The sequence below is a fragment of the Planktothrix sp. FACHB-1355 genome (assembly GCF_014748295.1).
Lineage (GTDB): Bacteria > Cyanobacteriota > Cyanobacteriia > Cyanobacteriales > Aerosakkonemataceae > Aerosakkonema > Aerosakkonema funiforme_A.
Genome location: NZ_JACJUP010001092.1, coordinates 1 through 2,377, shown reverse-complemented (window position 1 = coordinate 2,377; position 2,377 = coordinate 1). Strand labels below are relative to the sequence as shown.

Genomic DNA, 2,377 nt, shown 5'->3' with positions numbered 1-2,377 from the left:
GGATATCGCCGGTATAACTACTCTGGCAGGGTCAAAAATTAACGCCGCAAAACCCCCTGCTACCTGCGATGCTACCGCCGTCGCCAGACTCAGACAAGCCGGTGCGGTACTGGTGGGCGCTACTAATATGGATGAGTACGCCTACGGTTTTGTGACCGAAAACAGCCATTACGGCGCTACCCACAACCCCCACGATTTCAACCGAGTCGCTGGCGGTTCCTCTGGCGGTTCTGCTGCTGCGGTTGCGGCTGGTTTAGTGGCCATCAGTCTCGGTTCCGATACCAACGGTTCCATTCGCGTACCCGCAGCTTTTTGCGGCATCTTCGGTTTAAAGCCTACTTACGGTCGTTTGTCAAGAGCGGGATCGGCATTATTTGCGGGCAGTTTCGACCATATTGGGCCGTTTGCTCGGTCGGTGCGCGATCTTGCCGCAGTTTTTGATGTGCTTCAAGGCGCAGATCCGGCAGATCCGGTTTGCACAACTCGTCCGCCAGAACGCTGTTTGCCGCAGCTAAATCTGGGGATTGAGAATTTGCGAATTGCTGTGGCAGATGATTATTTTGCCAGGGGTGCGGAACCGGAAGCGTTAGAGGCAGTAGCAAAAGTTGCCAGTGCTTTGGGTGTAAAAGATAGGGTGACGATACCGGAAGCAGAGAGAGCAAGGGCAGCAGCTTTTGTAATCACAGCTAGTGAAGGTGCTAATTTACACTTGAAAGATTTGCGATCGCGCCCGAACGATTTCGATCCGGCAACACGCGATCGGTTTTTGGCAGGTGCGTTAATTCCGGCAAGCTGGTATATTCAAGCACAGCGGTTTAGGCAGTGGTATCGCGATCGCGTTCGGGAAATCTTTGAAAATGTCGATATAATTCTCGCCCCCGCAACACCCTGCATTGCGCCTCCCATCGGACAAGAAAAAATGGTAATTGCCGGGGAAGAAATGTTAGTTCGTCCCAATTTGGGTAGATTTACCCAACCTTTATCATTTATCGGTTTACCTATTATTTCTGTTCCCATTCAGCGCGAAGGCAATATGCCTTTGGGGGTGCAAATTATTGCCGCACCTTACAACGAAGCGTTAGTTTTAAGAGTAGCGGCATTTTTGGAAGCGCAAGGAATTGTGAGTGCGCCAGTAATACAAAGATAATTGATGAAATACCATAGAAATGAGAGGCTTTCAGATTTAGCTATAAACAAGAAACCCGGTTTCTAAAAGCGATCGCCTTCATAGTTCAATTATGGAAACAAGTTATCAATGTCTCTGGCTTGGTGTAAAACTCTGACAACTTCAATACCATCTGCAATTTTATTGTAAAAGATAATGTATGGCTTAACAGGAAAACTCCTGAGTCCTGCCACCAGATCGTCGCGTTGGTTACCTATTTTAGGAAACTGAGACAACATGGGAAGTCGATCCAAAATTTGGGCAATCTGTTTGTCAGCTAAGAGTTCATCTTGCTGTTTCAGGTAAACCCAAATATCTTCTAAGTCTTGCTCTGCTTGCTATGACAAACGGTACCGGTTCACTGGGATTGCTCCCGATCGAGCCGCTGCTTGCCCCGCATCTTGATGGTTTCAAGCAAATTAGGTAGTGTAGAATCATCGTACTCAGCGTACTCTCCATTCTTAAGTTGTTCCATACCTATTGCGATGTCACGCTGTAAAGCTTCTCTTTGATTTTGAAGTTCCTCACCAGACAAGGATGGATACTGAACTTTTTGCGCTAAAATTCGCCGCTCTTCGTCTGTAAGAGAAAGGATAATTTGAGCGAGAGAGTCAATCAATTTAGCGTTGATTGAAGCAGTAGTTTGGCTCATAATCCGAATTTTTAACTTGTTCTCTTATTATACTGGAAGCAAAGCCAGCTTACAATTAATTCGATAACCAGCCGATGAACGGTATTAAACTCCAAACCTATGTCGGACAGGATAGTTTTTGGCATTCTCATCCCACAGATAATTGCTCAAACTCGTTTCATCTAATTAAAGAAGCGATCGCCTACGAGTGTTATTTGACCGCTCTATAAAAGCGATCGCCTCCTGTGTTGGTAGAGTAAGTGGGAGAACGATCGCCGTGCTATTAATAGTAGCTGCAACCCATAAAGTAGTTATAATTTGGTAAACTCTGACAAGTTGTTTCGTTGACGAGCGCAAACATATTGTATCCACCACCACCCACACCTGCAATCCGGTAGACAACCCCCGAACCGTTGTCAACTTGCAAACTACCGTTGTAGCTCATATTCTTGACTTGTACGAACTGCGAACCCAATCGATAGTTATATCCAGAAACTGAGCCGCCATCTGGTTTAACACCAAACATATTTCGCCCACCGCCGCCTGTGGATTTAATTTTGACCAATACAGGTCGATTACCA

The 2,377-nt window shown here is 46.3% G+C and carries 3 protein-coding genes and 2 pseudogenes; 2 read left to right on the top strand and 3 right to left on the bottom strand.

Translation table 11 applies throughout. The features are described 5' to 3' along the window. Positions 1–1,147, top strand: a 1,147-nt coding sequence (locus tag H6S82_RS29365; protein ID WP_191057188.1) for an AtzE family amidohydrolase, incomplete at its 5' end; no start/stop codon positions are given. Positions 1,148–1,236: 89 nt separating this feature from the next. On the opposite strand, the pseudogene H6S82_RS29360 reads toward H6S82_RS29365, so the two are convergent. Next, positions 1,237–1,491: pseudogene (locus tag H6S82_RS29360) on the bottom strand (type II toxin-antitoxin system RelE/ParE family toxin); the annotation flags it as partial. Positions 1,492–1,523: 32 nt separating this feature from the next. Then, complete coding sequence (locus H6S82_RS29355) at positions 1,524–1,817, bottom strand: hypothetical protein (protein WP_190460989.1); 294 nt, start codon at positions 1,815–1,817, stop codon at positions 1,524–1,526. Between the two features lie 74 nt (positions 1,818–1,891). Between H6S82_RS29355 and H6S82_RS34210 the strand changes: the two genes are divergently transcribed. Next, the gene (locus tag H6S82_RS34210; protein WP_255512152.1) at positions 1,892–2,026 is read left to right on the top strand and encodes a hypothetical protein; all 135 of its coding nucleotides are present in this window, start codon (positions 1,892–1,894) and stop codon (positions 2,024–2,026) included. 53 nt (positions 2,027–2,079) lie between these two features. Here the strand turns inward: H6S82_RS34210 and H6S82_RS29350 are convergent. Then, positions 2,080–2,377: pseudogene (locus H6S82_RS29350) on the bottom strand (hypothetical protein); the annotation flags it as partial.